The organism is Chryseobacterium cucumeris, from assembly GCF_016775705.1.
Lineage (GTDB): Bacteria > Bacteroidota > Bacteroidia > Flavobacteriales > Weeksellaceae > Chryseobacterium > Chryseobacterium cupriresistens.
In genome coordinates, this window is the sequence record NZ_CP068760.1 from 302,772 (window position 1) to 329,214 (window position 26,443).

The 26,443-nt window shown below is 36.4% G+C and carries 25 protein-coding genes; 11 read left to right on the top strand and 14 right to left on the bottom strand.

The genetic code is table 11. The features are described from left to right. Positions 1–5: 5 nt before the first annotated feature. The 5 genes from deoC to JNG87_RS01445 all read right to left on the bottom strand — a co-directional run bounded on the left by deoC (position 6) and on the right by JNG87_RS01445 (position 4,497). Entirely contained in the window at positions 6–749 is a 744-nt protein-coding gene (deoC, locus tag JNG87_RS01425; protein WP_202841286.1) for a deoxyribose-phosphate aldolase, read from the bottom strand. 4 nt (positions 750–753) lie between these two features. Beyond that, entirely contained in the window at positions 754–1,224 is a 471-nt protein-coding gene (locus JNG87_RS01430; protein WP_002976659.1) for an Lrp/AsnC ligand binding domain-containing protein, read from the bottom strand. Between the two features lie 27 nt (positions 1,225–1,251). Further along, the gene (locus JNG87_RS01435; RefSeq protein ID WP_202841287.1) at positions 1,252–2,187 is read right to left on the bottom strand and encodes an endonuclease/exonuclease/phosphatase family protein; all 936 of its coding nucleotides are present in this window, start codon (positions 2,185–2,187) and stop codon (positions 1,252–1,254) included. 379 nt (positions 2,188–2,566) lie between these two features. After that, positions 2,567–3,238 carry a tRNA (guanosine(37)-N1)-methyltransferase TrmD gene (gene trmD / locus JNG87_RS01440; protein WP_110008092.1) on the bottom strand — a complete coding sequence of 224 codons (672 nt, stop codon included), beginning with the start codon at positions 3,236–3,238 and terminating at the stop codon, positions 2,567–2,569. Beyond that, positions 3,235–4,497 carry an NAD(P)/FAD-dependent oxidoreductase gene (locus JNG87_RS01445; protein ID WP_202841288.1) on the bottom strand — a complete coding sequence of 421 codons (1,263 nt, stop codon included), beginning with the start codon at positions 4,495–4,497 and terminating at the stop codon, positions 3,235–3,237. The genes trmD and JNG87_RS01445 overlap by 4 nt, the downstream gene beginning before the upstream one ends. Positions 4,498–4,563: 66 nt before the next feature. Here JNG87_RS01445 and JNG87_RS01450 point away from each other — a divergent pair, with 66 nt between their 5' ends. Next, the gene (locus JNG87_RS01450) at positions 4,564–5,427 is read left to right on the top strand and encodes a glycoside hydrolase family 25 protein (RefSeq protein ID WP_202841290.1); all 864 of its coding nucleotides are present in this window, start codon (positions 4,564–4,566) and stop codon (positions 5,425–5,427) included. Between the two features lie 59 nt (positions 5,428–5,486). On the opposite strand, the gene JNG87_RS01455 is transcribed toward JNG87_RS01450, so the two are convergent. Continuing rightward, entirely contained in the window at positions 5,487–6,344 is an 858-nt protein-coding gene (locus tag JNG87_RS01455; protein WP_202841292.1) for a carboxypeptidase-like regulatory domain-containing protein, read from the bottom strand. 141 nt (positions 6,345–6,485) lie between these two features. Continuing rightward, a complete protein-coding gene (locus tag JNG87_RS01460; protein ID WP_202841295.1) occupies positions 6,486–6,998 on the bottom strand; it encodes a 5' nucleotidase, NT5C type in 513 nt (170 codons plus the stop codon). Positions 6,999–7,216: 218 nt separating this feature from the next. Here JNG87_RS01460 and JNG87_RS01465 point away from each other — a divergent pair, with 218 nt between their 5' ends. After that, on the top strand, positions 7,217–9,109 hold the full coding sequence (locus JNG87_RS01465) for an ABC-F family ATP-binding cassette domain-containing protein (RefSeq protein WP_202841296.1): 1,893 nt from the start codon (positions 7,217–7,219) through the stop codon (positions 9,107–9,109). 116 nt (positions 9,110–9,225) lie between these two features. On the opposite strand, the gene JNG87_RS01470 is transcribed toward JNG87_RS01465, so the two are convergent. Further along, positions 9,226–10,281, bottom strand: a complete 1,056-nt coding sequence (locus JNG87_RS01470; RefSeq protein WP_202841298.1) for a Gfo/Idh/MocA family oxidoreductase — start codon at positions 10,279–10,281, stop codon at positions 9,226–9,228. A 182-nt stretch (positions 10,282–10,463) separates the two neighbouring features. Between JNG87_RS01470 and JNG87_RS01475 the strand changes: the two genes are divergently transcribed. The 3 genes from JNG87_RS01475 (at position 10,464) to JNG87_RS01485 (ending at position 14,212) form a co-directional block, all read left to right on the top strand. Continuing rightward, entirely contained in the window at positions 10,464–12,749 is a 2,286-nt protein-coding gene (locus JNG87_RS01475) for a TonB-dependent siderophore receptor (protein ID WP_202841300.1), read from the top strand. 94 nt (positions 12,750–12,843) lie between these two features. Next, a complete protein-coding gene (locus JNG87_RS01480) occupies positions 12,844–13,359 on the top strand; it encodes a hypothetical protein (protein ID WP_202841302.1) in 516 nt (171 codons plus the stop codon). 262 nt (positions 13,360–13,621) lie between these two features. After that, complete coding sequence (locus tag JNG87_RS01485; protein WP_202841303.1) at positions 13,622–14,212, top strand: hypothetical protein; 591 nt, start codon at positions 13,622–13,624, stop codon at positions 14,210–14,212. 98 nt (positions 14,213–14,310) lie between these two features. Here JNG87_RS01485 and JNG87_RS01490 read toward each other — a convergent pair whose 3' ends face one another. Further along, complete coding sequence (locus JNG87_RS01490) at positions 14,311–14,946, bottom strand: peroxiredoxin (protein ID WP_202841304.1); 636 nt, start codon at positions 14,944–14,946, stop codon at positions 14,311–14,313. 94 nt (positions 14,947–15,040) lie between these two features. Here JNG87_RS01490 and JNG87_RS01495 point away from each other — a divergent pair, with 94 nt between their 5' ends. Beyond that, positions 15,041–15,928 (top strand): mechanosensitive ion channel family protein, encoded by an 888-nt coding sequence (locus JNG87_RS01495; protein ID WP_202841305.1) that lies wholly within the window; start codon positions 15,041–15,043, stop codon positions 15,926–15,928. 215 nt (positions 15,929–16,143) lie between these two features. Here the strand turns inward: JNG87_RS01495 and sucC are convergent, their stop codons facing one another. The 4 genes from sucC to JNG87_RS01515 form a co-directional block, all read right to left on the bottom strand. Then, positions 16,144–17,334 (bottom strand): ADP-forming succinate--CoA ligase subunit beta, encoded by a 1,191-nt coding sequence (gene sucC / locus JNG87_RS01500; RefSeq protein ID WP_062676270.1) that lies wholly within the window; start codon positions 17,332–17,334, stop codon positions 16,144–16,146. A gap of 208 nt (positions 17,335–17,542) precedes the next feature. Continuing rightward, the gene (locus JNG87_RS01505) at positions 17,543–17,929 is read right to left on the bottom strand and encodes a DUF423 domain-containing protein (RefSeq protein ID WP_202841306.1); all 387 of its coding nucleotides are present in this window, start codon (positions 17,927–17,929) and stop codon (positions 17,543–17,545) included. A 1-nt stretch (position 17,930) separates the two neighbouring features. Further along, complete coding sequence (locus tag JNG87_RS01510) at positions 17,931–19,019, bottom strand: hypothetical protein (RefSeq protein WP_202841308.1); 1,089 nt, start codon at positions 19,017–19,019, stop codon at positions 17,931–17,933. A 166-nt stretch (positions 19,020–19,185) separates the two neighbouring features. Further along, positions 19,186–20,514 carry a hydroxymethylglutaryl-CoA reductase, degradative gene (locus JNG87_RS01515; protein WP_202841309.1) on the bottom strand — a complete coding sequence of 443 codons (1,329 nt, stop codon included), beginning with the start codon at positions 20,512–20,514 and terminating at the stop codon, positions 19,186–19,188. A 156-nt stretch (positions 20,515–20,670) separates the two neighbouring features. Here JNG87_RS01515 and JNG87_RS01520 point away from each other — a divergent pair, with 156 nt between their 5' ends. Both JNG87_RS01520 and JNG87_RS01525 read left to right on the top strand, forming a co-directional pair. Beyond that, positions 20,671–21,930: a putative DNA modification/repair radical SAM protein gene (locus JNG87_RS01520; RefSeq protein WP_202841311.1), complete on the top strand. Its 1,260-nt coding sequence runs from the start codon at positions 20,671–20,673 to the stop codon at positions 21,928–21,930. A 171-nt stretch (positions 21,931–22,101) separates the two neighbouring features. Continuing rightward, positions 22,102–22,860 carry a TIGR03915 family putative DNA repair protein gene (locus tag JNG87_RS01525; RefSeq protein ID WP_202841313.1) on the top strand — a complete coding sequence of 253 codons (759 nt, stop codon included), beginning with the start codon at positions 22,102–22,104 and terminating at the stop codon, positions 22,858–22,860. 322 nt (positions 22,861–23,182) lie between these two features. Here the strand turns inward: JNG87_RS01525 and JNG87_RS01530 are convergent, their stop codons facing one another. Next, entirely contained in the window at positions 23,183–23,983 is an 801-nt protein-coding gene (locus JNG87_RS01530; protein ID WP_202841316.1) for a DNA alkylation repair protein, read from the bottom strand. 94 nt (positions 23,984–24,077) lie between these two features. On the opposite strand from JNG87_RS01530, the gene JNG87_RS01535 reads away from it, so the two are divergent. The 3 genes from JNG87_RS01535 (at position 24,078) to pfkA (ending at position 26,439) form a co-directional block, all read left to right on the top strand. Next, the gene (locus tag JNG87_RS01535) at positions 24,078–24,428 is read left to right on the top strand and encodes a winged helix-turn-helix transcriptional regulator (RefSeq protein ID WP_202841318.1); all 351 of its coding nucleotides are present in this window, start codon (positions 24,078–24,080) and stop codon (positions 24,426–24,428) included. A 62-nt stretch (positions 24,429–24,490) separates the two neighbouring features. Beyond that, a complete protein-coding gene (locus tag JNG87_RS01540; protein ID WP_202841320.1) occupies positions 24,491–25,369 on the top strand; it encodes a DUF4846 domain-containing protein in 879 nt (292 codons plus the stop codon). 83 nt (positions 25,370–25,452) lie between these two features. Further along, positions 25,453–26,439 carry a 6-phosphofructokinase gene (gene pfkA, locus JNG87_RS01545; protein WP_120232866.1) on the top strand — a complete coding sequence of 329 codons (987 nt, stop codon included), beginning with the start codon at positions 25,453–25,455 and terminating at the stop codon, positions 26,437–26,439. Positions 26,440–26,443: the final 4 nt, after the last annotated feature.

Here is a 26,443-nt window from a genome sequence, read left to right on the forward strand (position 1 = left end):
TGATATTAATATCCTTCTGATGAAGATTCGTTTTTAATTAATCCCAGAGCTGAAGAAGTTCCAATTCTTTTAACTCCCATTTTGATCATTTTCTCAGCATCTTCGGGAGTTCTTACTCCTCCTGCTGCTTTTACGGGAAGTTTGCCGGCATTGCTCAGCATAATTGTTATTCCTTCAAAGGTTGCTCCGTTAGGTTTTCCTTCGGCAGTTTTATAAAATCCTGTTGATGATTTGACAAAAATTTTCGACAATTCATTTTCAGAGAAATTTTCTTCTGCCCAGGTAGAAATCTTTTTGGTAAGATCTGCAATTTGTGCATCCGTTAAGGCTGCAATTTCAATAATCCATTTTGCAATTTTATGATGCTCAAGTGATAATTGGGTACATTTTACAAATTCTTCTCTTACCAGTTCTATATTTCCCTGTAGATAAGCGGTATAATTAATAACAAAATCCAGTTCATCTGCTCCTTCTTCTATTGCTTTTGAAGCTTCTGCAAGCTTTTCATCAATAGAATACGTTCCTTCGTGGAAACCTATTACAGTTCCTACTACAACATTTGAATTTCTTTCCTGAATATATTTCTTCACCTCCGATACATAATCCGGACGAATCATCACGGCAAAAATACCATTATCTATTGCTTCCTGAGCAAGTTCTTTATCTTTTTGAAGTGTTTCTTCGTGGGAAATACCTGATTGTTCTGGGGTTTTCAGGTAAGTTGAATCCAAATATTGGGCTATGTTCATGTCGTTATACTTTCAATTGTCTGTAAATACCTTGTTCCAAAGATATAAAAGTTTCTGTTCTGGTTACACCCTTCAGCTTTTGAAGCTTGCTAAGGATCTGCATTAAGTGATCATTGTCTTTACAAAGAACCTTCAGAAAAATAGTATAGTTTCCTGTCGTATAGTGGGCTTCCACTACTTCGTTGATATCATGCAAAGACTTTACCACCTCAGGATAATGGCTTGGCTGATCTAAAAATACACCAATGTAGGAAATTACTTTGTATCCAATTTTCTTAGGATTAAGAAATGATATTGAATTTTCAATAACTCCTGCATGTTCGAGTTTTTTGATTCTTTGATGCACTGCAGTGGTGGAAATTCCGACATTTTTTGAAATGTGGGCTAAAGAAGTTTTAGCATTGTCCATCAACATGTAGATGATTTCTTTGTCAATAGAATCTAAATGATAGCTTGTGTTGCTCGAATTTTTCATTTTCTACTTTTTTATTATTTATGTTTTTTAATGTAAATTTTTAAATTTTACAAAAACCGGAAAGTGATCGCTATATCCTCCTAAATACCTCGTACCAGCATAAGTTCGGAAAGGCCGTCCTTCAAAATTTCTGGTTCTGCTGCGGATTTTTTCAGAATTAAAAATATGGGCATCCTGAAAAGCCAGCGTCTTATTATCAAGTAAAGATCTTGACATAATGATCTGATCATACAGCAATCCAGATTTATAATGAAAAGTAGAATAATTTCTTGTAGAAAACAATTGTTGAAAAGGGTTCATTAAAACCTTCTCACGGTCATTGTCATAGAGAATCTGTACTAAATTTTCATCATCCGGGTTTTCGTTAAAATCACCACACAAGATAACATGCTCTTTGTCAGCATTTACAATTTTCATAATCTGTTCCCGGACTTCATTCAATATAAAGGTTCTTTTTGGTTTATTGATATCTTTTTCGCGTTTAGAGGGAAGATGCGCGATAAAGACATTAATAATTTCCCCTTTATATCTGACTTTTGAAAAAAGTACGTCTCTGGTTGTGTCGTAATTTTCTGTGTTTTTATTTACTATTTCAAAAAAGAAAGTAATGGTTTCTGAATCGATTACCTCTACTTTATTTTTATCATATAACATGGCTACATCCACTTTTCTTTCATCCATGGAATTATAATGTACAATTCCATATTCAGAATTAAAGGGTTCCATCCCTACAAGGTCTTCTAAAACTTTCCTTCCGGAAACTTCAGATAATCCTATTAAAAATGGTAATACATCATTTTCCTCCTTCATCAGCTGAAATACGTGTGAGATTTTGAAAAGCTTGTTTCTATATCTCCTTTCATCCCAATTCCTTAATCCTGACCGGGTAGGATCTAATTTGTGGACAGGTTTCGGATCGGGCAAAAATAAATTTTCAACATTATAAAAAGAGAACAGCTCCATCTACACTAATTTCTATACTTTTAATTTATTATGTTCTTTTTACTTTAAGATGTAAATTTATTATTTTTTTTCAATTTTTCGTGATTTACCTTCAAAACAGCAAATCAATTTCCAATAAAAAACAATTCAAATATAGTAAAAAATACTAACGAAATAAATCATTATAAATTAATTTTTCAATTATTTGACAGTTTCAATATATTAACCAAAATTGAGACAATATAAAAAACATGGAATAATAGAAATAAATCTTCAATTTAAAATCACTATTATTAATATTTTTCACACTTTTTTAAATAACAACAAATATTATTCCATTTACCTAAATAAATGGAATTTAAGTGGAAGCAAGAATTATATTCGTTCCTGCAATTTTTGTTTACAGTAAATCGGGACGTTTTTCTTTTGTAATTCTTACAGCTTCATCATGACGCCACTCTTCAATCTTTCCGAAGTTTCCGCTCAATAGGATTTTGGGAACATCTAAACCTTTATAACTTTCAGGCCTTGTATAGATGGGTGGTGAAAGAAGATCATCCTGAAAACTATCTGTTAAAGCGCTTTGCTCATCATTCAAAACTCCGGGAAGCAATCTGATAATTGAGTCTGCCAAAACACAGGCTGCGAGTTCTCCTCCTGTAAGGACGTAGTCTCCAATTGAAATTTCTTTTGTAATATGAAGGTCTCTTACTCTTTGGTCTATTCCTTTGTAGTGCCCACAGAGAAAGATCAGATTTTCTTTGATAGAAAGTGAATTGGCAATTTTCTGATTCAAAGTAACTCCATCCGGTGTCAGGTAGATCACCTCATCATAGTTTCTTTGAGATTTAAGCTCTGAAATACATTTATCCAGCGGCTCAACCATCATTACCATTCCTGCTCCGCCTCCATAAGGCTCATCATCAATTTGTCTGTGCTTATTGACTGCCCAGTCTCTTAAATGGTGAAAATGTACTTCTACCAGTCCTTTATCCATCGCTCTTTTCAAAATAGAAGTTTTGAAAGGACTTTCCATCAATTCCGGAAGTACGCTTATTATGTCAATTCTCATTGTAATGTTCCGTTTTTCTTAGTAGGTATAATAATTAATCTTAAAGAAGAATCTTTGTTGATATAGCTCCACATCCAGTTGAAGAATATGGCCAGCTTATTACGAACGCTCAAAATTAGCATTAAATGGAGAAACATCCAGAAATACCACGCCAGAAATCCCTGGAATTTTATAAACGGCAGATCAACCACTGCTCTGTGCTTCCCAATAGTCGCTAATGAGCCTTTGTCATCATACTCGTATTCTTTCCATTCTCCCTGACTTTTCTTTAAAAGATTTTTACCTAAATTTTTGGCCTGATTAATGGCTACGTTGGCTACCTGGGGATGCCCCTGCGGATATTTCGGTGTTTCCATATAGGCAATATCTCCGATAGCATAAATATTATCGTAACCCTTTATTTTATTATATCGATCTACAATATATCTGTTTCTCACTAATTTTTCTTCCGGAAATCCTCCTACTACATTTCCTGTAACTCCTGCGGCCCAGATCACATTATTGGATGGTATTTCTTTCCCGCTTCTGAGATGTACTTTGTCACCATCATAGTCTGTTACCACTTCCCCGCTCAAAAAAGTAACACCAAGATCTTTCAGATATTTCTCAGATTTTTCCTGAGCTTCACTGCTCATGACAGCAAGGGGTTTTTCTGTGGAACTTACCAGAATAATCTTCAGATGGTCGAAATTCATGTAAGGGTAATCTCTTGGAAGGATGTCCTTTTTCATTTCAGCAAAAGCTCCAGCGAGTTCTACTCCGGTAGGCCCGCTTCCAACGATCACAATATTCCAGTTTCCGTCATCGCTCCTGCTTTTTTCAATAATCAGTTTTTCAAAGGTCATCAGAACATGATTCCTGATACTGATGGCTTCCTGGGTATTTTTCATCCCGAAAGCTTTGCCTTCCAATTCTTTATTTCCGAAAAAATTAGTTTTACAGCCCGTTGCTATGATGAGTTTATCATAGGTAAATTCTGCTTCATCAGTAATGACCTTATTGTTGGCAGGATCTATTTCTTTCACCTCAGTCATACGGAACTGTGTGTTTCTGGATTGCTGAAAAATCTTTCTGAAGGGAAAAGAAATGTTGGAAGGTTCTATCCTTCCTGAGGCTACCTGATAAAAAAGCGGCTGAAACATATGATGGTTCATCCGGTCGAGAACAATCACCTTTTTGTTCTTGTTATTCAATGTTTTTGCAAGCTGCAGCCCCGCAAATCCTCCTCCAATAATGATGATTTTTTCGCGTGTTTCCATAATACACAAATTTACTGATTTTATTTTAGCATTTCGCAGTGAAAAAAGTTAGTTTTGCAAAACTTTATGACACCAAAAAAGTACACCAAAAAAACTGCCAAACAAGTCCATAAATCGAGACGGAAGAAGTATTTTTTCCGGCGATGGGTCATACTGGCAATTTTAATAACGGCACTAGTAGGAACAGGACTTTACTTAAAGCAGTCTGTCAGTTATTACTATGCATTGTACTTTAATAAATTTAAGCATAAAAAGCTTCATAACAGTGAAAAGGAGGCAGCAAGAATTCAGAGAATATTAGCCAGCAACCTTGATAAAACCTATGGTTTTGATGTTTCCCATTATCAGAACCGGGAAGATATCAGATGGGATAGTCTCAGCATCGGAAATAAAACGATTCCGCTGGAATTTGTCGTGATGCGTGCAACGATGGGAAACCGTAGTGCCGACAAGCATTTTGATGAATTTTGGGAAAGTGCCCAAAAACATGAGCTTATCCGTGGCGCCTATCACTTTTACAGAGCCGATGAAGATCCCGTGATCCAGGCCAATAATTTTTTAGACAACGTGAAACTTGAAAGCGGAGATCTTCCTCCGATTCTTGATATTGAAAAAATTCCAAAGCGTAAAACCAACAAAAAACTGGTTGAAGACCTGAAAGTATGGTGTAAAATTGTAGAAGAAGCCTATGGTGAAAAACCTATCATCTACACGTACTACCATTACTATAAAGATTTTCTGAAAGGTGAGTTTGAAGGCTACCCTTTATGGCTTGCCAATTACAACGATGTTCCCTCACCTTCTCCCGGTGACGAGTGGGATTTCTGGCAGTTCACAGAAAACGGTATTGTTCACGGCATCAATACAAAAGTGGATCTTGATGTCTACAATGGTAATTCGTGGTCGTTAAAAAGGCTGACACTGGATTAGAAAGAAGGGAATGTATGGAACGGTTAATTAATTGTCCAGCTGATCAAACTACATATGTATTAATCATCTTCATTCATATTATTGCTTCCGTTTTTATCCATTTTCACATCAATATTAATGGCTGGTGCGGCAATGGTCATTTTCTGCCACTCACCATAAAACTCCCTTATAAATCCTGTTCTGAACAAAGCAGCACTGATTTTAATCCTGCCGTCAAAATCTTTTAAAAACTGTATGCCGATAAAAAATTTTCCCTGCAGCCAGATGTTACGGTCGCTTACATCCAGTGTATACGTTCCGTCTTTAATCATATCTTCAGTGAGCTCTACGGTAATCTCTTCTTCCAGGATATTTTTATCCGGGAAGCCATTTTTTTCACTGTAAATGCTATATCTCATTAAAACCGGCTCGGTAGAAACATAGCTGGCTATATTCAGATTGATATTTTTAAGCTTTGATCTTTTCTTAGCGTTGAATTCTAAAGCTGTTTCTCCAAGAAAACTCTTTTTGTCAAATTCCGGGTTAACAGAATAAATAACACTTTTTGTCTTGGTATTGACCCCCCAGTTTTTATCTACCAGCTTTTTAGGCTTAATTGTAATCTCTTTAATATTTTTAGTTTTCTCTGTTAAAAATATTTTTTGCTGGTCATACTTTTTAAAATTCTGTATTGTTTCCTGATAAAGATTGTATCCCGGGACTTCTATTTTTATTTTCTGTTGGGGATCTGTATTGGAAAGATCAATTGAAAATTTTCCTTGTTCATCTGAAATTGTACCTGTCGATTTCTTCTCAATCCCGATTTTCACATAAGGAATAGGCTGATTTTCGTTTTTAGAAACAATAGTTCCGGAAACAACCTGCGCATGGAAGGCTGAGGCTGCCACAAGGAAGAATAAAGTAGAATATATTTTCATGTTAAAAGTTTGATGCAAACATATCTATTTTCAATATGCCGGCTTCCCAACATTTTATTAAATTTATTCTCCCTTTAGTTAAAATTATTTAAAAAATTTCCGGAATTCTCTCATAGCTTTATCAAGAATTTAAACTCAGAATTATAGGATATTCATAACCTCTTCCCAGGAATGAACTCTTTCATAGGTATCATTTTCTATCAGTTCATTATGAGGCTGGGTAAATATCAGTCTTTGCCCTGAAAAATGGTCCAGATTTTTAGGATAATCATCAATCATGACATCTCCGGACACTACTCTTTTACTTCCGCAAAGAACAATCTGTTCCCATGTGATAAAAGGAAAATGTTCTGCCAGCCAGTCATATTTTTCCCGTAGACTGTTCGGAAATTCCATTCCGGCAGATACAATATAGAGTTCATATTTATTATTAAGGTATTCTATTGCCTCACGGCTTCCTTTCATTACCGGTAAGGTTCTGAAAAAGCCTACTTCATTTACATGCTTTTTTCCGTTGGGAAAAGACTCTATTTCAGGCTTACCTGCCAAATCACTGATTTCAATTTCTCTTCCTGTATCTCTTTTTTCAAATTGTACCAGCTGATGATAGACATCTGCCATTACCCCGTCCATATCTACAATAACTTTTTTCATTGTTTCCATCAGATTTTTGTATTATTTATTACTATTTTTAAACTGTATATTTTATTGTTGCTGATCAAATTTACTGATTAGTTTTTGCAGGCAAGGGACACAGTCTATTAAAAAATTATAAATATTCATTTTTATAAAAGGGGTTCCGGGAAGTTTTAGGCTACATTTTCGTATTTTTGCCTTTCAATTCAAAATTAAAATCAAACTATTAATTCCCAATGAATTACGTTTCTGCAGAAAATCTTACCAAATCTTACGGCATCAAAGTTTTGTTTAAAAATATTTCTTTTCACATCAATGAAGGAGATAAAATAGCGATTGTTGCCAAAAACGGAAGTGGAAAATCTACGCTTCTGAAAATATTAATGGGTAAGGAAATTGCAGACAGCGGAACTGCGATCATCAATAAAGATATCCAGGTGGTATTATTTGATCAGGAAATTGACTATGATCCTAAGCTGAGCATTGAAGAATTTATGATGACCCTGGATTCCGAGCCTATCCTGGCGCTTAAAAACTATCATCGATCACTTCATTCTACAGATAATGATTTTATTGAGAAAGCACTGGCTGATATGGAAGTTCATAAAGCCTGGGATCTGGAAAATGAAATGAAGCAGATTCTTTCCCAGCTTAAAATTACAGATCTTGAGGCTAAAATGGGAACCCTTTCGGGAGGACAGATCAAACGTGTCGCTTTGGCGAAGCTTTTAACTGAAACAAGAGCTGAGCACAGACATACCCTTCTTATCATGGACGAACCTACCAACCACCTTGATGTGGACATGGTAGAATGGCTTGAAAACTATCTGAACAAAGCAAAAATCACGTTACTTCTGGTAACCCACGACCGATATTTCCTTGACAGTGTTTGTGATATCATCTGGGAAATGGAGGATCAGAATCTGTATGTTCACAATGGTTCGTATGCTACTTACCTCGAGAACAAGATGATTCGTGAGGAGAATCTTAATGCTACGATTGATAAAGCGAATAACCTTTACAGAAAGGAACTGGAATGGATGAGAAGACAGCCAAAAGCCAGAACCACAAAATCAAAAGGCAGAATTGATGCTTTCTACGAAACAGAAAAAGTGGCCAAAACCGACACCAGAAAAGATGGACTGGAGCTTGATTTTGAAATGAAACGTCTGGGAAATAAAATTCTTGAACTCAAACATATTGATAAAAGCTTTGGGCCAAAAGTTCTGTTAAAAGATTTCAGCTACCAGTTTCAACGTGGAGAAAAGGTTGGAATCATTGGAAAGAACGGAGCGGGAAAATCTACCCTGCTTAACATTATTCAAGGTTTTGAAAAAGCCGATAAAGGAGAAATTGAAACAGGAGAAACTATTTCCTTCGGTTATTTCTCACAAAAAGGCCTTACCTATAAAGAGGATGAACGTGTGATTGATTTCATTAAAGAAATTGCAGAATTTTATCCTTTAGCGAATGGTAAAAGTTTATCCGCATCACAGTTCTTAAGATTATTTTTATTTGACGATCAGACACAGTATTCTCCTATTTCCAAACTTTCCGGAGGTGAAAAAAGACGGCTTCACCTGATGTATATTTTGTATCAGAATCCTAACTTCCTGATTTTTGATGAGCCTACAAATGACTTAGATCTTCCGACGCTAACGGTTCTTGAAAACTTTCTTCAGCAATTCCAGGGATCTTTGATTATCGTTTCCCACGACAGGTATTTCATGGACAGAATTGTAGACCATGTTCTGGCTTTTGAAGGCAACGGGAAAATCAGGGATTTTGTAGGTAATTTCTCAGAATACAGAGAAGCCAGAAGCCGTGAAGAGGCATTGGAAAAAAATGCTGCGGTAAAACCTGATCCTGTAAAAGAAGTAATTTCTTCCGCAGAAGGTACTCAATTTTCCAATTCTAAAAGAAAACTGACCTTTAAAGAACAAAGGGAACTGGAAACGATTGAAAAAGAAATGCCTGAACTGGAGGAACAGCGCGCAAAAATTCTGGATAAGCTCAACAACGAAGCTGATTATGAAAAGATAGCCACTCTTTCTTCCGAGCTGGAAACGGTTTCAGAAAAACTGGAGAACCACGAAATGAGATGGCTGGAGCTTCAGGAGCTCCTTTAATAATAGGAATGAGTTCAAAGTGTCGCAGAGTTGGATTGTAGACGGGTTGGAAATTTCTAATCCCGACTGGTATCAACCTTGAACTTTAAACCTTGAACTTTGAACTCATTTCTAATTTATAATTTTACTATTCTTTCTTCTTTTGCACTTTCAAGAGAAGCATCAATGATTTTCATATTCTGAATAATTTCTTTTCCCGGAGATGGTAAGGCATATCCAAAAACAATGTGTTCATAAATCTGCTGGTAATAATCCATATAGTTTCCGGCTTCACTGGAGGTAAGATTTCTTTCAGTTTCAGAATGATCATTCAGGAAGTTTAAAATTCCGTCCGGTGCAGTCAAAGGCTTTGTCCATTCTTTACCATATTCAGGAATAGCACCTGCTACCAGTTCATTTTCCTGATTATCGGTTCTTTCCTGCAGGAAAGTTCCTCTGTCTCCATGAATTGTGTAAGCATAATGTCCTTCTTTGCTGAAAACAGATGATTTCAGTCTTACTCTCAGATTATCTTTATAGAATAAGAGAATTTCAAAATAATCGTTAGCGAATTCGGCTCCTTTCATAGAAAATACATCGGCAAAAAGTTTTTCCGGATACCCAAAGTACTGCACCGCCTGATCTACAAGATGTGCTCCCAGATCATGAAGTGATCCTGATCCCAGCTGATCAGGACTTTCTTTATGCTGCTTTCCACTGGCCATGGTACGGAATCTGTCAAAACGTATTTCAACTTCTTTAATATTCCCTGTTTTCTTATCATTCAGAATTTTTTGAACCTGCAGAAAGTCACGGTCGAATCTTCGGTTTTGGTATACACTCAGAAACAAACCTTTTTCTTCAGCCAGTTGCACCAGTTCTTCTGCTTCAGAAACATTTACTGTAAAAGGTTTTTCCACAATAATATTTTTTCCCGCTTCCAGTGCTTTTTTGGCGTACTCATAATGGGTCTGAACCGGAGTATTGATGATCACCAATTCTACATCTGCCTGCTGAAGCATTTCTTCCACGGAACGATAGATCGTTGCCTCAGGATATTTCACCTTCGATTCTTCCTTGCTTCTTTCCACAACAGCAGAGATAAAAAATCCCGGATGCTCCTTTAAAAAGGGAGCATGGAACACTTTCCCACTCATTCCAAAGGCACAAAGCCCTGCTTTTACCAATTGCATATTATAATTTTTAACAAATATATTCATAAAAAATTCTCTATCCCTTAGTATAAAGGAGCTATAGAAATAATCCATCTCGTCGACTCATAAAAATATGATTTAAATCATAAAATTATTTTTATCTATTCTAAACAAATACTTACATTTGCGCCTTATTTAAAACTGTTCTACATAAAAATAAAATGAAAAGACAATTACTTTCTTTAGGCCTTCTGTTTATCGCCGCTTCGGCAAGTTCACAGATGAAAAATACTGAAGCAGATACTATCAGAACTCAAACTATTGAGGATATCAACCTTCATAAAACGGGAAATCCTAACCAGGCTAGACCATTATCGACAAAGTCGAATCTGACGATAATGGAAACTCCCCAGCCCATTGCTATTGTTACCCACGAAATCATTGAGCAGCAGCAGGCAAAGCAACTGAGTGATGTTCTTCAGAATGTAAACGGATTATACATCACTTCATCCAGAGGAAATTCTCAGGATAGTTTTGGTGGACGTGGTTTCATTTTAGGAAATGATAATATTTTTAAAAATGGTTCAAGAGTAAACAGCGGTGTTTTCCCTGAAGTAAGTGGTCTGGAAAGAGTAGAAGTTTTAAAGGGCGCCAATGCCATGCTTTTTGGAAATACAGCAGCTGGTGGTGTTATCAATATGATTACAAAAAAGCCTAAATTCAATTTTGGTGGAAGTATCGGGTTAAACGGCGGAAGCTGGAATTCTTATAAACCAACAGTTGATATTTACGGTCCTTTATCTAAAAATATTGCTTTCAGAGTAAACGGAGCCTATGAGCATGCTGAAAGTTTCAGAGATGTTGTAGAATCAGAGAAATATTATTTCAATCCATCCTTCCTTTTCAATTTAAGCCCAAAATCACAATTGATTGTGGAAGCAGATTATCTTAAAACTAATTTCACTCCTGATTTCGGGCTTGGTTCTATTACGGAAAAAGACCAAAGCTATAGATTGAATGATACTGTTTCCAGAAACACTTTCTTCGGAACTGACTGGCAATATCAAAATGTACAGCAAGCTTCTACGAATGTAACTTTTAATCATCAGTTCAACGAAAGATGGTCTTTAAATGCGATTGCTTCTTACCAGAACTATACAAAAGATTATTTTTCTTCTGAAAGAGTACAATGGATCTATGACACCAAAGATACCACTGTAGATCCTAACAGATTGTCATGGAAAAGACCTTTTGGCAGAACTTACAACGAACAAAATTATACTTCAGCACAGGTAAACATCAATGGTGAATTCAATACAGGAAAAATCAGCCACAAAGTTTTAATTGGGGCAGATGCTGATTACAGCCAGGCAGATGCTTATGCTTATACTGTTGCGGCTCCAAGAAATCTTCTATATTTAGATGATCCGTCAACGTGGGGAAGTATTGATATGCCGAATTCTACTCTTAGTACGAGAAACAGGATCAATACAAGAAGAATCGGGATCTATGCACAGGATTTTATCAGCTTAACAAAACAATTAAAAGTAATTGCAGGTTTAAGATGGTCTTATATAGAAAATATGCCTACGCTGACGACCCGCTTCACATTAAATGATAAAATTGAAGTCGCTAATTCTTCAACGTCTGACAATGCATTTTCTCCAAAAGTAGGTTTGGTGTATGCTCCAAATGAAAACCTTTCTGTATTTGCAACTTATACGAATTCTTTTGCAGCCAATGCAGGATATACTTCAGATCAATTTGGCACGGTAAATACCAATCAGCCTGTTACAGATGTTCAAAATCAATTAAATACTTTATCAAAGCAAAGCATAAAGCCATCAACGGTTGATCAATATGAAATTGGTATTAAAAAGAATTTCTGGAATAATGCTTTAGCTGTTAACTTAACGGCTTACCAGATTATGTACAATAACTACTATCAAACGTATTGGTTTGCTTCTGCTCCAAACGGAGTACCTGTAAATTCCACAGACACCAATCTTAAAGAATTTGCAGGAAATATGAGAAGCCGTGGTGTGGAACTGGACATTACAGGAAATCCTACAGAAAACTTATCTATAATCGGAGGTTTTTCTTATAACAATTCGGTATATACCGACACTCCTGAAAAAGGATATATTGAAAACCAAAGACTGGTAAGAACACCCGCTACAACAGCAAATGCTTCTGTTTTCTATAAATTTACAAACTACGTAAAAGGGTTGAAAATCGGAGCTGGGATTTATTACATCGGGGACAGAATTGCCGGATGGAATGATACAAAATCTACAAACACAAGTAGAAATAACGTGAGCAGAATGTTTGACCTGAAAGATTATACGACTGTTTCCGTTTCAGTAGGCTACGAGTGGAAAAAATTCTCTATCCAGGGGAAAGTGGGCAACCTGTTTGATGTCGTAAATTATAATGTTCACGAGAATTATTCAGTGAATCCGATTACGCCTAGAAATTACTATTTCACATTGATTTACAGACTCTAGAATTCTTTATATAATAATTCTTTCACTAAAAGTGGAAATTGCATTTTTGCAGTTTCCACTTTTGAAATTTTAAACAAAAACAAAAAAATAAGATATGGATAAGATTAAAGACACAAGAAGTTTCATGAGAATCACGCACCGTTACCTGGGATATTTCCTTGCCGGAATTATGGCTGTATATTCGTTAAGTGGAATTCTTCTGGTGTACAGAGACACAGATTTCCTGAAAAGTGAAAAGAAATACGAAAAGAATATCGCAGCCAATCTTTCAGAAAAAGAGCTGAAAAAAGAGCTTAAGATGAAAGGCCTGGAAGTGGAAAAAACAGAAGGAAGTGTTCTTTATTTTAAACAGGGAACTTATGACAGTGCAACCGGAAAAGCCAAATATTCCAAAAAGGAACTTCCTTTCGTATTGGACAAAATGGTTTCGCTTCACAAATCACAATCGAAAGATGCTATATCCCCTCTAAGCGTATTCTTCGGAGTTTCTCTTTTCTTTTTCGTCATCTCAAGTTTCTGGATGTTTAATCCTAAGACCAAAGCATTCAAACGTGGAATCAAATTTACAATTGCAGGTCTGATCATTTCGGTGATCCTTTTATTTATTTAAATTCCGAATGGGCAAAGAAAAATAAGTGTTTTATATAATTAATGATATATTATCTACTTTTATCATTTTTTTCTTAAAACAACCATTTTATTTTCTTTATTATCATAACATATAGAGCCGACAGGTGAAAAAAATAAACTATATCTCGTTGAAAATCTTAACGTTTGTTTAGAAAAATTACGTAAAATTAAGAGTCTGGCACATTTATTGTTTTTTCTATAATTCGTGAATAATAAACATTTAATTATTAAAATAATAAATTATGAAAAGACTTATTTTAACAGGGATATTAGCCGTAGCAGGCTTAACAGCAACTGCCAACGCTCAGATTCAAAAAGGTAATTGGATGGTAGGGGGTAACCTTGTAGGTGCAAATTTTGGGTTAAATGAAGGAGCAGGATATAACTTTGCAATTCAGCCTAAAGGAGCCTATTTCATCGAAGATAATATCGCAGTTGGGGGATACGTAGATTTAGGTTTCAAAGGAGCTAAAGATGCACCCACTACTTTTACATATAATGTAGGAGCATTAGGACGTTACTATCTTAACCCGGGAGAGCAGGGAGTAAACAACTTACTACACCACGGAAGATGGTTCTTCGAAGGTAACGTAGGTGTTGGAGGAATGTCTATCTCTAAAGGAGGTTCTTCTTCTAACGGTCTTAACTTCGGATTCGGACCTGGTTATTCTTACTTCATCACACCAAACATCGGATTGGAAGGTTTAGTGAAATATGATGCAAATGCAGGATTCGGAAGCGGTGGATACACTAACAAAATTACTTTTGGTTTAGGATTCCAGATTTATCTTCCAACGTCTAAAGCGAAACAAATCATCAACGACGTTAAGTAATCACTGAAATACTTATAAAAAAAATGAAAGCGCCCCGAAATTTATTTCCGGGGCGCTTTTCGTACAAATTAAAACTAAACTATAAAAAATCAAATAAATCATGTATTAGGTTGAGGGGTGTATCTCAGATAGGGCTTTATTTCCGTTACCCCTTTCGGGAATATTTTCCGGGCATCTTCTGTAGAAATGGTTGGAGGTACAATAACATCTTCTCCAACTTCCCAATTCACAGGCGTAGCCACACGGTAATTGTCTACCAGCTGTAAAGAATCCAGCACTCTGAGGATCTCGTCAAAATTCCTTCCTGTAGAGGCCGGATAGGTAATAATCAGTCTTACTTTTTTGGAAGGATCAATAATCAAAAGAGAACGTACTGTAGCGGTAGCCGAAGCATTGGGATGAATAAAATCATACAGTTCTGAAACCTTTTTGTCTTTATCTGCGATAATAGGAAACTTTACATTGGTATTCTGAGTTTCATTAATATCTTTTACCCAATTTTGATGATCTTCTACCCCATCTACACTCAGGGCAATTACTTTTGTATCTCTGGCATCAAACTCAGACTGAAGTTTTGCGGTATATCCCAACTCCGTTGTGCATACCGGTGTATAATCTGCAGGATGCGAAAACAGAATTCCCCAGGAATCTCCCAGATAATTATAAAAATTGATATCGCCTACTGATGATTCTGCCTGAAAGTTGGGTGCTGTATCTCCTAGTTTGATTGACATAATGTTTCTTCTTTATAGTCTACAAATTTAGTAGACTTTTTGGAGCTGGCAAATTTTTTGATGAAAATTTATATCTTTAATTAAAATTTTATTCATGGAGAAAACCGGACTCAGGTATGTAGATCTTGTTTACAAGGTATTGGAAAATTGGTATATCACCTTCGCTGAACTTACCCCCAAGCTGATTGTTGGAATTTTAGTATTTACCTTTTTCCTGGTTACCAGCAAATATTTAAGCCAGGCAGCGGTAAAATTATTCCATAAATTTTTTCCTAAAAGTCGCAAAGAGAGTTCATTAGTCACCTTAATCAGTGTATTCAGATTTTTGATCATGCTGATGGGAACCTTTATTGCTCTTGAAATAATGGGTTTCAGCGGTTTTCTTTGGAAGTTTATCGGAAGCTTAGGAGTTGCAGGGGTTATTGCCGGGGTTGCTCTGAAAGACCTGGTATCCAGTATTTTCTCAGGAATGCTTATTGGAATTGACAAAGCTTACAAGGTAGGAGATTATATTACGATCGGAACCCACTCAGGAACAGTACAGGAAATCGGGTTTCTCACTACAAAAATTCTTACTGATGACGGAAAGAAAGCTTATATCCCTAATCAGGTTGTTTTCAATGCTCCGTTTTACAATATTACAGCCTCTCCACAGCGAAGGATAATTTTAAACTTTGAAATTCCGGCTGATGAAGATATCACTAAAGCTCAGAAAGGAATTCTTGATGTGGTTAAAAATCTTGATAATGTGGATAAGCTGGACACCGTAGAAGTAATTTTTACAGACTTGAAGCAAGGTGCATTTAATCTGCAGGTAAAATTCTGGATAAAAGTAGGGGCTAATCTTGCGCAGGTAAGAAGCCAGGCTTATTTAGGGATCAAAGAACGCTTTGATACGGATAAAATTCAGCTGGTAACGCCAACGAGCATCAGCATTACAAGTGGAGAGACTAACTTGCCGGAAAGTCATCAGGATAAGTAAAATTATTTATAAAATAAAAGACCATTTCGAGTATTGAAATGGTCTTTTTTATGATGATTGATTGGAGATATTTAAACCTAACAGGTTTTAGAAACCTGTTAGGTTTACAGTAGTACATTTCCGCTGAAGTTATTACAAAACTGTGCCCTTCACGTTCCAACAAAAAAACCGTTCCAAAATTGGAACGGTTTTCTATTTTATTTAAAAATTTCAGCTTATGCTAAAACTTCTTTTACTTTGTTTGCAGCTTCTTCTAAAGTAATTGCAGAGTGTACCGGAAGACCAGACTCGTCAATTAATTTTTTAGCTTCTACAGCGTTAGTTCCCTGTAATCTTACGATCAATGGAACAGGAAGGCTACCCATAGCTTTGTAAGCATCTACAACACCCTGAGCAACTCTGTCACATCTTACGATACCTCCGAAGATGTTGATCAAAATAGCTTTTACGTTTGGATCTCTTAAGATGATTCCGAAAGCAGTCTGTACTCTCTGAGCATCTGCAGTACCACCTACGTCAAGGAAGTTTGCAGGGTTACCACCAGATAATTTGATGATATCCATAGTTGCCATTGCAAGACCAGCTCCGTTTACCATACAAGCAACGTTACCATCCAGTTTTACGAAGTTAAGACCAGCTTCACCAGCTTCTACATCCATTGGATCTTCTTCTCTTGTATCTCTAAGTTCAGCTAAGTCTTTGTGACGGAACAATGAGTTGTCATCTAAAGTTACTTTAGCATCTACAGCGATAATTTTGTTATCAGAAGTTTTTAATACAGGGTTGATTTCGAAAAGAGATGCATCAATACCTGTGTAAGCATTATAAAGAGAACCGATGAATTTTACAAATTCTTTGAAAGCATTTCCTTCAAGACCTAGGTTGAAAGCAATTTTTCTAGCCTGGAATCCCTGAAGACCTAAAGCAGGATCAATGATTTCTTTGTGGATCAAATGAGGAGTTACTTCAGCAACGTGCTCAATATCCATACCACCTTCAGTAGAATATACGATTGTATTTTTACCTTCAGCTCTGTCTAATAGAATAGAAACATAAAATTCTTTAGTTTCTGACTCACCTGGATAATATACATCCTCTGCAACCAAAACAGAATTTACTTTTTTACCTTCAGCAGAAGTTTGTGGAGTAATCAACTGCATTCCGATGATGTTCTGAGCGTTTTCTTTAAGCTTATCCATGTTTGGAGAGAACTTTACACCACCGCCTTTACCACGACCACCTGCGTGGATCTGAGCTTTTACTACCCACCCTTGAGCGCCAGTTTCAGCAGTTAGTTTTTCAGCAGCAGCTACAGCTTCATCTACATTGTTTGCAACGAAACCACGTTGGATAGCTACTCCATACTTTGATAAAATCTCTTTTGATTGATACTCGTGAAGATTCATATTATTTTTATTATTTTATTTTAATATTTAAAGGTTGACAAATTTACTAAAAAGACACGGAAGTTCAAGTTTATTGACTTAAAAATTAAAGTCTGGCTGACTTGATTTTTAACATATCTTCCTGTTTTCCCTTATTCTTTCGCTAATTTCTCAGATTGAACAGGTTGAATGTTCGTATGAGCCGCCTTCTTCTGTTAATTTTTATTTCCTAAATTCTGTTTTTGGCAAAATATAAGATCAGCATTCCCCAGCTCAAGATCATCATCAGACCTCCAAGCGGAGTGATAGGGCCTAAGAATTTAAGATTCATTCCCCAATAATCCTGCATGCTTAAGAAATAGATGCTTACAGAGAATAAAAATGTTCCTGCAATCATTAAAATGGAAGTCCATTTTTCAGCAGAAGTTTCAAATTTTAAGATATACCCGATGATCAGCAGGAAAAAAGCTGCATACATCTGGTATCTTACTCCTGTTTCAAAACTTTCCAGTCTTTCCACAGCTAATATTTTCTTTAAAGCGTGTGCTCCGAAAGCACCCAGGATTACAGACACCATTCCGTAAACTGCTCCAAAAATTAATGTGATTGTTTTCATTTTATAACTCTTCTAATTCTAAGGTTAAATATTTTTTTGTTTTATCATCCTGCCAGGTTCCTGAAATTGTATTTCCATTCATATCTGCTTCCACAAAAGCTCTTGGAATCCATTTGCCGACAGCTTCATCATAATGATCATTCTCAGTAATGGAAATATGATTTCCTTTCATTTTACCGTCCCATGGGATCAGTTTTTTATTTTTATCATACCAATACAATGCAGTAAAGGAACTTGTATCATTTTCACTTTCTCCTTTATATAAGCGGCTGATAAAAACAGTGACAGGATATTTGCCATCTATTTTTCCTTTGTACAACTTATTTCTAAAACTGGTGGCACCTATTTTTTCAGAACCGGAAATTAAATTTCTTGCATAAGGACTCCAATATTTTTCCAGTTCTTTGTAGGAAAACTTTATTTCGTGACTGTCGAGGTCATCCAGAGCTCTCATAGCATGGTTGGAGCATCTTCCGGCAACAAAAGTCAGTTTATCTTTTCCGAAAAAATATCTGATGTCTTCTAAAGTATGTTCTGTAAAACAGTCCTCATACATAGCGATCTGATCTTCAGTTTCCTCAGATGGATTTTTTTCTGCTTTCAGCTTGACCAGAAAGTCGGCAATTCTTTTCTTTACTCTTTTCTGAATGATACTTTCAACCATTTTAACTGAATTGGGTTGAAATAAATCTTCAGCATTGATAAAATTTCCTGTTCTCAGATCAAAATTTTTCCAGATTAAAAACCCTTCTGGATAAGCACCTGAAGCTTCGCCGTCTATGGCAATGCTCAGGATATTTTCAGGAGTTTCAATTTTATCCCAACTATAAAAATAAAGATAGTTGGAATAGGAATTGGTTGCTGTAGAAGCCAGTTTAAAAGGGTTTCCGCCAGATCCGGGAACATATTCCAGCTGATCTACCTGCAGAAATGTATTGATTTTATTTTCGACCCGCGGATTTTCAGGATAAGAAACAACCGGAAAAACGGTATCTTCAGTTTTAGGCTGCAGATTAGTGATTTTCACTTTTTGCTGCTGTGAAAAACTTAACCCGGAAATCAGTAAGAAAAATACAATACCCTTTTTCACTATTTTGATTTTAAGTACATTAAAATGAACTTGGCAACCAGTGTAGAAATCCCCAGTATGATAAACATATTGGCGAATTTTTTGGAACTTCTGAAACCTTCATTGTTTGTTTTCTTCAGAAAGAATCCAAAAAGAAGGAATACGATAGGCAAAATGATCTGTAGCATTAGTTTCCTCTCATTCTGTTAAATTCATTGATCACCTCATGGTGGCTCACCGTCTTATCTTTAAAATACGTTACAAAGTGCTGTTTTTCTTCTTCAGTAGCGCCCAATTGGTTCAGAATATTCAATAAGTGCATCTTCATATGTCCTTTCTGGATTCCTGTGGTCACCAGAGAGCGTAAAGCCCCAAAGTTTTGTGCAAGTCCTGAAACTGCCATGATGCTCATCAGCTCTTGTGCGGAAGGTTTCCCAAGAAGTGCCAGTGAGAATTTTACCAAAGGGTGAAGATTGGTAAGTCCTCCCACAACTCCAACAGAAATAGGAAGATCAATCCAGAATCTGAAGATTCCGTTATCTGTTGTACAGTGTGTTAAAGATCTGTATTGGCCATCTCTTGCTGCATAGGCATGTGCACAGGCTTCCGTAGCTCTGAAATCATTTCCGGTAGCGATTACAACGGCATCTACTCCATTCATTACTCCTTTATTATGAGTAGTCGCACGGTAAGGTTCTATTTCTGCAATGGTAACGGCCTGTTTGAATTTAGAAGCAAATTCTTCAGGAGAAATTCCACTGTCATCTTTTAAATCTTCCATTTTACACGAAACCTCAGCTCTCACAATACAGTCAGGGGTAAAGTTGGAAAGAATATTCATCACAATCTGTAGTGAATTCTTTTCTTCCTGAGTAAAATCTTCGCTGGTAGCAACTTCCTGTCTCAAAGTCTTTCCGAACTGCTCAAGACATGAGTTGATAAAATTCGCTCCCATTGAATCTACGGTATCAAAGCTTGCTTTCAACTGGTAATAATTCGGCATTTCTGCTGTTTTATCCACCAGGCTGATGTTTAAAATACCTCCGCCACGTTTTCTCATATTCGCGGTGATATCTTCTGTAGCTTCAAATAATTTTTTCTTTAAACTGAAATTAAAGAAATGTAATAATTTGTGAGGTTCTACATTAAAAATAAAGTGGGTATGCCCCAGTTTTTCAGTATTGATAATCGTTGTTTTAAAACCTCCTTTATCGATCCAGAATTTGGCAGCTTTGGAAGCGGCAGCAACTACTGAACTTTCTTCAACAGCCATTGGAAGCGCCAACAGTTTTCCATCGATTAAAAAGTTCGGAGCAATTCCGTACGGCATATAAAAATTAGAGATGGTATTTTCAGAAAACTCTTCGTGAAGCTTCTGAAGATCTGCATCATCATTCCAGTATTGTTTTAATATATTTTGATATTCCTGGTTTCCTTCAAGATATTCGTTTACGAGCCATTCGATTTTCCCCTGCTTTGGAAGCTTGGAAAAACCTTCGATTGGTTTATGATTCATGATATAAACTTTAATGAGCCGTAAATATAATGATTTTGAGACTCTTTTTTGTTGATAACTTCTATGAAAAAAGGTTGACTTTTATCAATTTTGGAACTAAATTTGAACAATATTAAATTACAATTCAGATACAAAACATATCAAATCATTTTAAACATGAATTTTGACCGTCTTAAAGAAAAGCTTGAAATCCTTGCAGATGCAGCGAAATATGATGTTTCCTGTTCATCAAGCGGAGGTACAAGAAAAAATAAAAAAGGAGCATTGGGAGATAGTTCTGCAAGCGGGATCTGTCATACCTATACAGAAGACGGAAGATGTGTTTCCCTGCTTAAAGTTCTGTTGACCAACCATTGTATTTATGATTGTGCTTACTGCGTTTCCAGAAGTTCCAATGATATCAAAAGAGCTGCTTTTACGGTAGAAGAAGTGGTAGATCTTACCATCAATTTTTACCGCAGGAATTATATTGAAGGTTTGTTTATAAGCTCAGGAATTTTTAAAAATGCTGATACCACAATGGAAAGACTGGTAAGAGTGGCCAAAAAGCTGCGCCTGGAAGAAAATTTTAACGGTTACATTCATTTGAAATCTATTCCGGGAGCAAGTGATGATCTGATGCAGGAAGCTGCGTTGTATGCAGACCGTTTATCCGTCAATATTGAAATTCCTACGGAAAGCGGATTAAAACTGCTGGCTCCTGAAAAAAACAGACAGGATATGATCAGCCCGATGCGGTATATTCAAAAAGGTATCATTCAATATAAAGATGAAAAGAAAATCCTTAAGAAGGTTCCGAAGTTTGCTCCGGCCGGACAGTCTACACAAATGATTGTGGGGGCAACCAATGAAAACGATTTACAGATCATCAAAGTGGCCGATCATTTTTATAAAAACTTTAATCTGAAAAGAGTTTATTATTCCGGGTATGTTCCGGTTCTGGAAGATCAAAGACTGCCCTCTTTAACCACAGAAGTCCCTATGCTTAGGGAAAACCGACTGTATCAGTCGGACTGGCTGATGAGATTTTATGGTTTTAAAGCGGAAGAAATTTTAGATCCGAATGTTCCTTTTCTTGACCTGGAAATGGATCCGAAATTAAGCTGGGCATTACGGAATCTGGATCAGTTCCCGGTGAATCTCCAGACTGCCGAATACCGGACGATTTTAAGAATTCCTGGAATTGGTGTTAAAACAGCTCAGAAAATTGTAAGTGCAAGACGTTTTCAGATTTTAACGATGGATCATTTGAAAAAACTCGGAGCGGCTGTCAACCGGGCAAAATACTTTATCGATTTTAATGCTGGGAATGCCTACCTGAAATACTTAACGGATAAAAACTTCAGGAAACTGCTGATAGGCGGAAGTTCATCCAAATTCCATAACCAGTTTTCGCAACAGCTGACTTTGTTTTGATTTTAAACACAAATGACACCAATATTTTCACAAATGGGCACTAATTTATTATGCAAAAACATAGCAGCATTATTGTCATTCTGACGATGGAAGAATCTCTAGATTCTTCACTTCATTTTATTTCGTTCAGAATGACAGCCCAACCAAACTTTAAATTTTTACACTCAACACATGACAACCCTACTCTATGATGGAAGTTTTGACGGTCTTTTCACAGCCATATTTGAAGTTTTCGAATACCGTTATAAAGATGTGGAAATCACAAGCAGGGAAAGGTTTCATCAAGAAAATATTTTTGCAGAAATTCATGAAGTTATTACTCAGACAGAAAAGTCTGAGCGGGTTCTCAACAAATTGGAGCAGAATATTGGAAAACAGGGTATATATCAACTTTTAAAAGTTTTTTTATCTGAAGATCCGGATCTGGAAAACCTCATCTTATCCGCAGTAAGGCAGTCAGTGAAAAATCCCGAAAATAATATTCTTGAAAATTTTGCCGATAATGATGTTTTAAAAATTTCAAAAATCTGTAAATCAGTTAACCGCGAAAGACACAGAATGACGGCTTTTGTACGGTTTGAAAAAATGCGGGATGGTGTTTTTTTCTCTAAAATAGATCCCGATTTCAATGTTCTTCCTTTAATCAGAAAACATTTTCACGACCGATACCAGGATCAGAAATGGATGATCTACGATCTCCGGAGAAACTACGGACTTCTGTATGATCTGAACGATTGTGAGTTTTTCTATCCTGATGAAAAAATTATTCTCCATAATTATCAGCAGAAATTTCATGATGAAGAAAATAATTATCAGATACTCTGGCAGCGATATTTCACAAAAACCAATATTGTAGAAAGGAAAAATATGAAACTCCATATTCAGCATGTTCCCAAAAGATACTGGAAATATCTGACTGAAAAATGGTAGCCGGAATTCCATATTGTGGATAACTTTTTATTTCGACGATAAAAACTGCGGTTTCAAATTATTTTTTGATCCATATTTTATAACCTGTTCATTTTATGGGAGATAAAATCCACATTAATGGAAAACTCATATTGTGGATAACTTTTTTGAGTTAACATACCGTTAACATTGAAAATAATTCAACATCAATTTTTTTATAAAAATAGAGTAAATAAAGCCAGTTCCAGAAAGTAAAGGAATATAAAATATATTATAAACCCATGTAAATCTGCAATCTAAAGATTCAAAAACCATATCAACATTCCTAGTTTGTGGATAACTCTCACTTTCTGATGGTCCGTAACGCTTTCTTTACAATATACTGCGTTTCTTTTGTCGGACTTTCCCGAAGCCATTCGTCACAGATTTCCACTACAAATTCGGGTTGTGATTTACTGGCATCATTCAGCCAGTTGCCGACACTGTCCTGTACATATCGGGATGAATCTGATCGTAAAGGTTCCAGAATTTCCAGTCCAAGTCCCGGATTTTGTTTTAAAGCATCAATATGTTCACACCACACACCTCTTGGCCTTGTGGATTCGCTGGCAAAACGTCTTACATTTTCATCGTCATGCATCGTCCATTCTGATAAAAGAGATAAGCTTTCCTCAAGGTTTCTGGCGATATCCGGACGCACCGTCATCCAGCAGATTTCCCTCACTCCAAAATGAGAGTCAGAAGCAAATGGCTGAATTTTGTTTAATTTTTCCTTAAGTTGTAAACCGTTATTTCTTCCAATCGTATAAGCTGCCCAGCAACGTACCAGATCTGCGGGATGAACTGATAATTTCAAAAGAAATTCGTTATCCTTATTTTTCACAGCCAGATTAAGTAATCCAATTCCTATTGTTTCATTAATGGTATTGACAGTTTGCTTTTTCAGCTGGTTTACATTTTCTAAAACGGGTGTCAAATATTCCTTACGATCATTCTGTAAAAGCAGATTTTCCAACAGCAATCTTTGATCTACAGCCAGCCATTCCGTAAGATTGGCGGTTTCAATTTCTCCTCTGTTCAGCTGATCCAGAATATCCGCTGGAATATCTTTGATGGAGCGGGCTCCTTTTCGTTTTTCTGTCATACTATTTAATGATTACCTTTACAAAAGTCTGAAAGTGGGCGGAGAAAAACAATACCGCACATTTTTACCACATAGGGATAAAAAAGTCAATTTTATGGAAACAAAGGGAAGAGCTGAAGAAAATAAAATATGTCCGTTGGAAGTTGCTGTCACTACTATCAGTGGAAAATGGAAAATTCCCATTGTCTGGCAGATTAATGAAGGCAAAAAACGTCCCAGTGAGTTTTTACGCGGGATTGCAAAAGTGGACCGCAGGGTTTTGAATCAGCAGCTGACTGAAATGGTAGATGATGGCATTTTAACAAAACAATCCTTTAATGAACTACCTCCAAGGGTTGAATATACCTTGACAGAACTTGGGGAAAAACTTGTGAAGATCCTCTGGCAGCTGAATGATTGGGGTAAATTGTTGATTCCTGGAAAAGAGGAGTCGTTGAACCGATAAATTTTCAAATAAGATATTGGCGGATAGGTGAAAAAAAATGATATTTGTGTTCACTAAAACGCATGAAAAAAGTTATCACAGGAATCATTGTTATTCTCATTTACATAGGCTGTACAAAAGAAAAAATATCAGACCGTTTATTACCTGAACCAGATAAAAATGAGCATTTAATTGCTGAAAATGCTTTAAAAATCAATAAAGGTAAAAATACCATCAGGCAAAGATTTTCACCTCCGGAAGGGTATGAGTGGATGGAAGAAAAACCTGGCTCTTTCGGGCATTTCATTGAGAATTTCAAACTCAAACCTTACGGCAGCCAGATTGTAAAATATGACGGGACACCTATTTCTACCCAGCATCTTCATGAAGCGGTTTTTGATATTGATACCGGAAATAAGGATCTTCAGCAATGTGCTGATGCAGTCATCCGAATGAGAGCTGAATATCTTTATAAGGCAAAAAAATTTAACGAAATTAAATTTCATTTTACAAGCGGTGATCTTTTCAGCTGGAATGATTATAAAAACGGAACGAGAGCTTTTGTCAGCGGAAATTCTGTCAACTTCAGAAGAGCTGCGTCTTTTGATGATTCTTATCAAAGTTTCAGAAATTATCTGGATGTCATTTTTAATTATTCAGGAACGATTTCATTAAATAAAGAAACAAAACCGGTCAATAAAAATTCAGATCTGAAAACAGGAGATATTTTAATCACACCGGGAAGTCCCGGACACATTGTTTTTATTTCCGGTGTCTGCCGGAATAAGGAAGGAAAAAGATTATTCTTATTAAGTGAAGGATTCACCCCGGCGCAATCAGTTCATGTACTTTCAAATCCGTTTAATCCCTATTTTACGCCCTGGTATGACCTTGACATCCATGCTGAGGAGACCAAAACTGCACGATATTTTTTTAAACCTACAAACTTCAGAAGCTTTTAATAATTTATATTCAAAACTATTGGAAACTTACTACGATAATCTGAACTTGTTTTTGTAAATTTGTTTTCGAAATTTTTTACTTGATGAAAGAGAGTGCTGTAAAAAAAATTGCAGTTCTTACTTCAGGAGGTGACTCTCCGGGTATGAATGCGGCGTTAAGAGCGGTAGTAAGAACCGCCAATTACTATAATATCGAATGCTACGGAGTGAGGGAAGGTTACAACGGCCTTATCAATAATGATTTCCTGAAAATGGGAGCCCGTTCCGTAAAAAATATAATCAACCAGGGTGGAACCATTCTAAAATCTGCCAGATCTGCTGAGTTCAGAACTAAAGAAGGCCGTCAGAAAGCTTACGACAACTGTATAAAGCTGGGAATTGACGGATTGGTATGTATCGGAGGTGACGGAACATTTACCGGTGCCAAAATCTTTAATGAAGAGTTCGGAATCAGAGTAATCGGTATCCCGGGAACGATCGACAACGATATTTTCGGAACTGATAATACGATCGGATACGACACTGCATTGAATACGGCAATGGATGCCATTGACAAAATCCGTGACACGGCAACTTCCCACAACAGGGTTTTCTTTGTGGAAGTAATGGGTCGTGATGCTGGTTTTATTGCTCTAAACAGTGGATTGGCAACAGGAGCTCTGGATATTTTAATTCCTGAGAAAAAAGACAGTATTGATGAGCTTTTCACGAAATTCAGGGATGCGGAAAAAACCGGAAAAGCATCAAGCATTGTGGTGGTTGCAGAAGGTGAAAAACTAGCCAATGTGTATGAACTTGCAGAAAAAACCAAACAGACCTTCCCTGATTATGACATTCGTGTAGCGATTTTGGGACATATGCAGAGAGGTGGTTCTCCAAGCTGTGCAGACAGAGTTTTGGCAAGCCGACTGGGCTATGGAGCCGTAACCGGATTAATGGAAGGACAAACCAATGTAATGGCAGGAATGCGTTCCAACGATCTGACGTATACGCCAATTGAAGAAGCCATTAAAAAACATAATGAAATCAATAAAGACCTTTTACTGATTTCAGAAATTTTAGCAATCTAATTAT

What these genes read in the sequence shown, in the direction of transcription:
- JNG87_RS01515 (WP_202841309.1), bottom strand. Translation starts at nt 20,514, where the DNA reads ATGAATCATAAACCAATCGAAGGTTTTTCCAAGCTTCCAAAGCAGGGG.
- JNG87_RS01525 (WP_202841313.1), top strand. Translation starts at nt 22,102, where the DNA reads ATGACAACCCTACTCTATGATGGAAGTTTTGACGGTCTTTTCACAGCC.
- sucC (WP_062676270.1), bottom strand. Translation starts at nt 17,334, where the DNA reads ATGAATCTTCACGAGTATCAATCAAAAGAGATTTTATCAAAGTATGGA.
- JNG87_RS01435 (WP_202841287.1), bottom strand. Translation starts at nt 2,187, where the DNA reads ATGGAGCTGTTCTCTTTTTATAATGTTGAAAATTTATTTTTGCCCGAT.
- JNG87_RS01520 (WP_202841311.1), top strand. Translation starts at nt 20,671, where the DNA reads ATGAATTTTGACCGTCTTAAAGAAAAGCTTGAAATCCTTGCAGATGCA.
- JNG87_RS01465 (WP_202841296.1), top strand. Translation starts at nt 7,217, where the DNA reads ATGAATTACGTTTCTGCAGAAAATCTTACCAAATCTTACGGCATCAAA.
- JNG87_RS01430 (WP_002976659.1), bottom strand. Translation starts at nt 1,224, where the DNA reads ATGAAAAATTCGAGCAACACAAGCTATCATTTAGATTCTATTGACAAA.
- JNG87_RS01460 (WP_202841295.1), bottom strand. Translation starts at nt 6,998, where the DNA reads ATGAAAAAAGTTATTGTAGATATGGACGGGGTAATGGCAGATGTCTAT.
- pfkA (WP_120232866.1), top strand. Translation starts at nt 25,453, where the DNA reads ATGAAAGAGAGTGCTGTAAAAAAAATTGCAGTTCTTACTTCAGGAGGT.
- JNG87_RS01485 (WP_202841303.1), top strand. Translation starts at nt 13,622, where the DNA reads ATGAAAAGACTTATTTTAACAGGGATATTAGCCGTAGCAGGCTTAACA.
- JNG87_RS01505 (WP_202841306.1), bottom strand. Translation starts at nt 17,929, where the DNA reads ATGAAAACAATCACATTAATTTTTGGAGCAGTTTACGGAATGGTGTCT.
- JNG87_RS01470 (WP_202841298.1), bottom strand. Translation starts at nt 10,281, where the DNA reads ATGCAATTGGTAAAAGCAGGGCTTTGTGCCTTTGGAATGAGTGGGAAA.
- JNG87_RS01490 (WP_202841304.1), bottom strand. Translation starts at nt 14,946, where the DNA reads ATGTCAATCAAACTAGGAGATACAGCACCCAACTTTCAGGCAGAATCA.
- deoC (WP_202841286.1), bottom strand. Translation starts at nt 749, where the DNA reads ATGAACATAGCCCAATATTTGGATTCAACTTACCTGAAAACCCCAGAA.
- trmD (WP_110008092.1), bottom strand. Translation starts at nt 3,238, where the DNA reads ATGAGAATTGACATAATAAGCGTACTTCCGGAATTGATGGAAAGTCCT.
- JNG87_RS01495 (WP_202841305.1), top strand. Translation starts at nt 15,041, where the DNA reads ATGGAGAAAACCGGACTCAGGTATGTAGATCTTGTTTACAAGGTATTG.
- JNG87_RS01530 (WP_202841316.1), bottom strand. Translation starts at nt 23,983, where the DNA reads ATGACAGAAAAACGAAAAGGAGCCCGCTCCATCAAAGATATTCCAGCG.
- JNG87_RS01540 (WP_202841320.1), top strand. Translation starts at nt 24,491, where the DNA reads ATGAAAAAAGTTATCACAGGAATCATTGTTATTCTCATTTACATAGGC.
- JNG87_RS01475 (WP_202841300.1), top strand. Translation starts at nt 10,464, where the DNA reads ATGAAAAGACAATTACTTTCTTTAGGCCTTCTGTTTATCGCCGCTTCG.
- JNG87_RS01480 (WP_202841302.1), top strand. Translation starts at nt 12,844, where the DNA reads ATGGATAAGATTAAAGACACAAGAAGTTTCATGAGAATCACGCACCGT.
- JNG87_RS01445 (WP_202841288.1), bottom strand. Translation starts at nt 4,497, where the DNA reads ATGGAAACACGCGAAAAAATCATCATTATTGGAGGAGGATTTGCGGGG.
- JNG87_RS01450 (WP_202841290.1), top strand. Translation starts at nt 4,564, where the DNA reads ATGACACCAAAAAAGTACACCAAAAAAACTGCCAAACAAGTCCATAAA.
- JNG87_RS01455 (WP_202841292.1), bottom strand. Translation starts at nt 6,344, where the DNA reads ATGAAAATATATTCTACTTTATTCTTCCTTGTGGCAGCCTCAGCCTTC.
- JNG87_RS01535 (WP_202841318.1), top strand. Translation starts at nt 24,078, where the DNA reads ATGGAAACAAAGGGAAGAGCTGAAGAAAATAAAATATGTCCGTTGGAA.